The sequence below is a fragment of the Streptomyces sp. UNOC14_S4 genome (assembly GCF_020740835.1).
Taxonomy (GTDB): Bacteria; Actinomycetota; Actinomycetes; order Streptomycetales; family Streptomycetaceae; genus Streptomyces.
In genome coordinates this window covers 1-6,008 of sequence record NZ_JAINFC010000464.1, presented here as the reverse complement: position 1 = coordinate 6,008, position 6,008 = coordinate 1, and the positions used below count along the sequence as shown (strand labels likewise).

Here is a 6,008-nt window from a genome sequence, read left to right as displayed (position 1 = left end):
TCCTGGTTGTGGGCAGGCGTTCCGCACGGCTGGGGGCACCTCCCGGACGGAGTCTGGGGGAGGGTGGGCACAACCGGACCACCGGGCCGCAACCGACCACGGGGCCCGGGGCGGAGCCCCGGTCAGTCCTGGACGGCGGCCAGCGCGTCCACGATGCCGTAGCCGAAGTACCCGTTCACGTGCGCCGTCCCGGCGCACCCCGTCACCCCGCCGCACCCCGGATTGTGCGCCTGCGCCTTGAGGATCCACTGGATCTCCTGGGGCGTCGAGCGCGGGTGCGTGGTCTTCAGGAGCGCCGCCACGCCCGCCACGTGCGGGCCTGCCATCGACGTGCCCTGGAGGTAGCCGTAGTCGCCGCCGGGGAGGGTGGAGAGGATGCGGCCGTCCTTGGCCGGCAGGTCCGGTATCTGGAGGTTGTCACCGCCGGGGGCCGCCACGTCGATCTGGCCCAGGCCGTAGTTGGAGTAGAACGACTTCTGGGACTTGACGCCGGTCGCGGAGACGGTGACCACGCCGGGCAGCTGCGCCGGGACGTCGAGGCAGACGGAAGGGTCTATCCTGCGGGTCCGCGGCGGCTTGGTGTCGTTGGGGCTGCCCGTGTCGGTGAGTTCCTTCGCCGCCAGGTCGAAGTTGGAGTTGCCCGCGGAGGCGACGTTGACGATGCCCTTGCTCTCGGCGTACTTCGTGGCGCGGCCTATGGAGTCGGCTATGGCCTTCTGGTCGGGGTCGTCCGCGCAGTTGAACATCCACGGGTCGACGTAGTAGCTGTTGTTCGTCACCGCGATGCCGTGGTCGGCGGCGAAGACGAAGGCGCAGACGACGCTCTCCGCGTAGAAGGAGCTGCTCCGCGGCTGGGAGACCTTGATGGCGGCGAGCCTGACGTTCGGCGCCACGCCCGCGACGCCGATGCCGTTGCGGGCGGCGGCTATCGTGCCCGCCACGTGGGTGCCGTGGTAGTCCTTCGCCGGGTCCGTCGGCCGCCAGGCGCCGGGGCTGGTATCGGGCTTGCCGCTGACACAGCTCGCGGACTGGCTCTTCGAGAAGTTGGGCGCGAGGTCCGGGTGGGTGTCGTCCACGCCCGTGTCGATGACCCCGACGGTCACCTTCCTGCTGCCCGGTTCGACCTTCGCGGCCTCGTCGGCCTTGATGGCCGGGAGGTCCCACTGGAGGCCCTCCAGCGGCTCCTTGCCCGAGGCGAGCGAGCGGGCCGCGCTCAGGGAGTTGGCCACCGGCGGCTTCACCTTCTCGGGCGGGCCGAAGTCGGTGGTGGCCGCCGGGGTGATCGGCGCGGTGCGGGTGGCGCCCGCGGACTGGACACCGGGCACCGCGCGCAGCGCCTGCGCGAAGCCGGGGTTCGCGGAGTGGGCGACGACGACGCCTATGCGGTCGTAGGCGGTCACCACGCTGCCACCGGCCGCGGTGACGGCCTTCTTGACCCGGGCGACCGTGGCGCGGTCGGCGGTGGCGTTGACCACGTAGGACAGGAGCGGCCCGTCCGTGGCGGCGGCCTTCGTGGCCGGAGTGCCGCCCTGCGGGGCGGCGGAAGCCGTCGCTCCGGGCAGCAGGGCGAGCGAGGCGGTGAGGGCGAGCCCGGCCGGAACGGCCAGCAGGGCGTGACGGCGTCTGGAGCGCAGAGGTGCCATGGGTTCTCCACATCGTCCGAGTACCTCCGGGCGCCTTCCGCGCTCGGACGGGTACATGACGAGTGAAGCTAGCGCCCACCTCCGGTGCCGGGCAATGAAATCCGGAACTCCTGTCCGAATACCTGGATTTCGACATACCCGGATTCGGCGTACCTGGATCGGCGTACCCGGATTTCGATGGCATGGGCGGGGCGGTGCCCCGGCATCCGCGTGACGGAGCGTCAGGGAGGCGGCGGCAGGCTCGGGTCGCGCAGCCCGTCGATGCTCAGCGGGGGCAGCGGAACCCGCGGCCCGTACCAGCGGCCCGCCCGCGGGATGCCGGTCGAACGGCCGGTCGTCACCGCCGCTATGGGTGCCGTCAACCTGACGATCCCGAACGGCCGACGGCCGGGGAGCGGCGGGGGAAGAAACGGATCATCGCTCACACCAGGGTCAACGACACCGCGGGCGGCGGGTGTCGCCCCGCACCGCCGTGCGCGCCGGATTCCACGGCTTCCCCCCTGTCGCATACTGCGACCTGCCTCTACGATGCGTGATCCGGATCACAGGCCATGGATCGCGCTCCCCGCACCCCTCATTCAGGAGAGACCGTGGACACCGCACCGACAACCGCCCAGGGGCAGCCGGAAGAGCCCGGCCTGCCCGGCCTCGCCACCGCTTCCGCCGACTCCGGCCCCGACCGCTTCACCGAGACGCAGGCGAGCGCCGAATTCGGCGAACTCCGCTCCGCCCAGCGCTCCTTCGCCTTCCCGCTCACCCTCGCCTTCATCGCCTGGTACCTGCTCTACGTGCTGCTGTCCAACTACGCGGGCGGCTTCATGGGCACCAAGCTCGCCGGGAACGTCAACGTCGCCTTCGTCCTCGGGCTCGCGCAGTTCGTCACCACCTTCCTGATCGCCTGGTGGTACTCCAAGCACGCGGCCGAGCGGCTCGACCCCAGGGCCGAGGCACTCCGCGGCCGTCTGGAGGCCGGGGAATGAGCAGCACTCTCGCCGCGGGGGCCAGTGACCACCGCACCCTGATCATCACGCTCTTCTCGGTCTTCGTCGCCGCGACCCTCGGCATCACCGTCTGGGCGGGCCGGCAGACCAAGGACGCCACCGACTTCTACGCGGGCGGCCGCTCCTTCACCGGCTTCCAGAACGGCCTGGCCATCTCCGGCGACTACATGTCCGCCGCCTCGTTCCTCGGCATCGCCGGAGCCATCGCCCTCTTCGGCTACGACGGCTTCCTCTACTCCATCGGCTTCCTCGTCGCCTGGCTGGTCGCCCTGCTGCTGGTCGCCGAACCACTGCGCAACTCCGGCCGCTTCACCATGGCCGACGTGCTCGCCCACCGCCTCGCGCAGCGCCCCGTGCGCACCGCCGCGGGCACCTCCACCATCGTCGTCTCGATCTTCTACCTGCTCGCCCAGATGGTCGGCGCGGGCGCGCTCGTCGCCCTGCTCCTCGGCGCCACCGGCGAGGGCTCGCGGCGCTGGATCATCGGCCTCGTCGGCCTGGTGATGGTCCTCTACGTGACCATCGGCGGCATGAAGGGCACCACCTGGGTGCAGATCGTCAAGGCCGTGATGCTCATCGCGGGCACCCTGTTCATCACGATCCTCGTGCTCAACAAGTTCAACTGGAACCTCTCCACCCTGCTCGGCGAGGCCGCCCAGCAGAGCGGCAAGGGCAAGGCGTTCCTGGAACCCGGCCTCCAGTACGGCAAGGACGGCACCTCCAAGCTGAACTTCGTCTCGCTCGGACTCGCCCTCGTCCTCGGCACCGCGGGCCTGCCGCACATCCTGATCCGCTTCTACACCGTGCCCACCGCCAAGGCCGCTCGCAAGTCCGTGAACTGGGCCATCGGCATCATCGGCGCCTTCTACCTGATGACCATCGCGCTGGGCTTCGGCGCCGCGGCCGTCGTCGGCCCCAAGGCCATCACCGCCTCCAACGAGTCCGGCAACACCGCGGCACCGCTGCTCGCCCAGGAACTCGGCGGCGGCTCCGGCTCCACCGGCGGCGCGGTCCTCCTCGCCGTCATCTCCGCCGTCGCCTTCGCGACCATCCTCGCGGTCGTCGCGGGCCTCACCCTCGCCTCCTCCGCCTCCTTCGCCCACGACCTGTGGGCCAACGTGATCCGCAAGGGACGGACCGGCGAGAAGGAAGAAGTCCTCACCGCGAAGTACGCGGCCGTCGTCATCGGCGCGATCTCCATCGTCCTCGGCATCTTCGCCCACCGCCTCAACGCGGCCGCGCTCGTCGCCCTGGCCTTCGCCGTCGCCGCCTCCGCCAACCTCCCCACGATCCTCTACAGCCTCTTCTGGAAGCGCTTCACCACGCAGGGCGCACTGTGGTCGATCTACGGAGGGCTGGTCTCCTCCGTCACCCTGGTGATCCTCTCCCCGGTCGTCTCCGGCAACCCCAAGGCGCTCTTCCCCGGGATGAGCTTCGACTACTTCCCGCTCGGCAACCCCGGCATCGTCTCCATCCCGCTGGGCTTCCTGCTCGGCTGGCTGGGCTCCCTGCTGAGCAAGGAAGCGCCGGACGCCACCCGGAAGTACGCCGAACTGGAGGTCCGCGCCCTCACCGGCTACGGCGCGCACTGATCCCCCGGCACACCACGCTCCACCACCGCCCCTCGTCCCACCGGGACCGTATGGTCGCCGCTCGACCTCAACGAACTGTTGAACGTCACAGGCATCGCGTACGCTGCGGAACACCGAACGAATCACCGTTCCAGTCCGCGGGAGGGGCCGCACCGTGCTCATCGACACCTATGGGCGTGCCGCCACCGACCTGCGCGTCTCCCTCACCGACCGGTGCAACCTCCGCTGCACCTACTGCATGCCGGAAGAGGGCCTCGCCTGGCTCGCCAAGCCCGACCTCCTCACCGACGACGAGATCGTCCGCCTGGTGCGCGTCGCCGTCACCGAACTCGGCGTCACCGAGGTCCGCTTCACCGGCGGGGAGCCCCTGCTGCGCCCCGGGCTCGTGTCCGTCGTCGAGCGCTGCGCCGCGCTCCGGCCGCGCCCCCGGCTCTCCCTCACCACCAACGGCATCGGCCTCGCCCGCACCGCCCACGCCCTGAAGGCCGCAGGTCTCGACCGCGTCAACGTCTCCCTCGACACCCTGCGCCCCGAGGTCTTCCACACCTTGACCCGGCGCAGGCGCCACCAGGACGTGCTGGACGGCCTCGCCGCCGCCCGGGCCGCGGGCCTCGACCCGGTCAAGGTCAACGCCGTCCTGATGCCCGGCCTCAACGACGACGAGGCACCCGATCTGCTCGCCTGGGCCGTCGGATGCGACTATGAGCTGCGCTTCATCGAGCAGATGCCCCTTGACGCCCAGCACGGCTGGAAACGCGACGGAATGATCACCGCGGAGGACATCCTCGCGAGCCTCCGCACCCGCTTCCGCCTCACCCCCGAGGAGGAGGCCGCGCGCGGCTCCGCCCCCGCCGAGCGCTGGCTCGTCGACGGCGGCCCCGCCCGCGTCGGCGTGATCGCCTCCGTCACCCGGCCGTTCTGCGCCGCGTGCGACCGCACCCGGCTCACGGCGGACGGCCAGATCCGTACCTGCCTGTTCGCGCGCGAGGAGTCCGACCTGCGGGGCGCGCTGCGCGCGGGCGCCTCCGACACGGAGCTCGCGGAGCTCTGGCGGCGCGCCACGCGGGGCAAGAAGGCGGGATCCGGGCTCGACGACCCGACGTTCCTCCAGCCGCTGCGCCCCATGTCGGCGATAGGCGGCTGAGCCCGCCGGGCCCTGGGATCGGGCTCTGGGAGCGGGTACTACGGGCGGGTCGGGGCTTCTTCCCACTCCTCCAGGCGCACGACATCCTTCAGGAAACCGCGCAGGTCGAGGAAGTTGGAGAGGTGCTCGCGGTGCTCGTCGCACGCGAGCCAGGTCTTGCGCCGCTCGGGCGTGTGCAGCTTCGGGTTGTTCCAGGCCAGCACCCACACGGCCGCGGCACGGCAGCCCTTGGCGGAACAGATCACGGCGTTCTCGGGGGAGTTCACACCCCAGACTCTAACCACCTGCGGACACGGCGACGCCGGGCAGCCACGGGGGGAGCCGCCCGGCGTCGGTCTGTCGCTCCGACGGGGGATGCGGAGCGCTTAGGAAGTATGTCACGGGGTGACCGGCGCGCGGCACTGAAACCACATGATTGATCTGAGGTTTTCTTGAGCTTGGCAGCGCGCGCACCGCCGCGCGCGCCCGTTCCCGTGCATCAGCTGTGGTCACGCGCATGATCGCCGGCCGCCTGCCGTTCACCTTCCCGACCCGCTTCCGCCGGGGATTCCGCCGCGTCCGGCTCCGGGCCGGGCATGAGCACCGGCCGGGTCGGGGCGGGCACGAACGTACCGGGCAGGGACGGCGC

General features: G+C 71.1%; 6 protein-coding genes. 3 read left to right on the top strand and 3 right to left on the bottom strand.

Annotated elements, in window-relative coordinates:
- Window positions 1–122: 122 nt before the first annotated feature.
- Window positions 123–1,643 carry a S8 family serine peptidase gene (locus tag K6I34_RS29630; protein WP_229330571.1) on the bottom strand — a complete coding sequence of 507 codons (1,521 nt, stop codon included), beginning with the start codon at window positions 1,641–1,643 and terminating at the stop codon, window positions 123–125.
- Between the two features lie 221 nt (window positions 1,644–1,864).
- A complete protein-coding gene (locus K6I34_RS29625; RefSeq protein WP_229330569.1) occupies window positions 1,865–2,005 on the bottom strand; it encodes a hypothetical protein in 141 nt (46 codons plus the stop codon).
- A 276-nt stretch (window positions 2,006–2,281) separates the two neighbouring features.
- Between K6I34_RS29625 and K6I34_RS29620 the strand changes: the two genes are divergently transcribed.
- The 3 genes from K6I34_RS29620 (at window position 2,282) to moaA (ending at window position 5,380) form a co-directional block, all read left to right on the top strand.
- Entirely contained in the window at window positions 2,282–2,623 is a 342-nt protein-coding gene (locus K6I34_RS29620; protein WP_229330573.1) for a DUF485 domain-containing protein, read from the top strand.
- Window positions 2,620–4,236: a cation acetate symporter gene (locus K6I34_RS29615; RefSeq protein ID WP_229330567.1), complete on the top strand. Its 1,617-nt coding sequence runs from the start codon at window positions 2,620–2,622 to the stop codon at window positions 4,234–4,236. The genes K6I34_RS29620 and K6I34_RS29615 overlap by 4 nt, the downstream gene beginning before the upstream one ends.
- Before the next feature lie 154 nt (window positions 4,237–4,390).
- Window positions 4,391–5,380 (top strand): GTP 3',8-cyclase MoaA, encoded by a 990-nt coding sequence (gene moaA, locus K6I34_RS29610; RefSeq protein WP_229330565.1) that lies wholly within the window; start codon window positions 4,391–4,393, stop codon window positions 5,378–5,380.
- A gap of 38 nt (window positions 5,381–5,418) precedes the next feature.
- On the opposite strand, the gene K6I34_RS29605 is transcribed toward moaA, so the two are convergent.
- The gene (locus tag K6I34_RS29605; RefSeq protein WP_229330563.1) at window positions 5,419–5,646 is read right to left on the bottom strand and encodes a hypothetical protein; all 228 of its coding nucleotides are present in this window, start codon (window positions 5,644–5,646) and stop codon (window positions 5,419–5,421) included.
- Between the last annotated feature and the right edge of the window lie 362 nt (window positions 5,647–6,008).

What these genes read in the sequence shown, in the direction of transcription:
- K6I34_RS29630 (WP_229330571.1), bottom strand. Translation starts at nt 1,643, where the DNA reads ATGGCACCTCTGCGCTCCAGACGCCGTCACGCCCTGCTGGCCGTTCCG.
- K6I34_RS29615 (WP_229330567.1), top strand. Translation starts at nt 2,620, where the DNA reads ATGAGCAGCACTCTCGCCGCGGGGGCCAGTGACCACCGCACCCTGATC.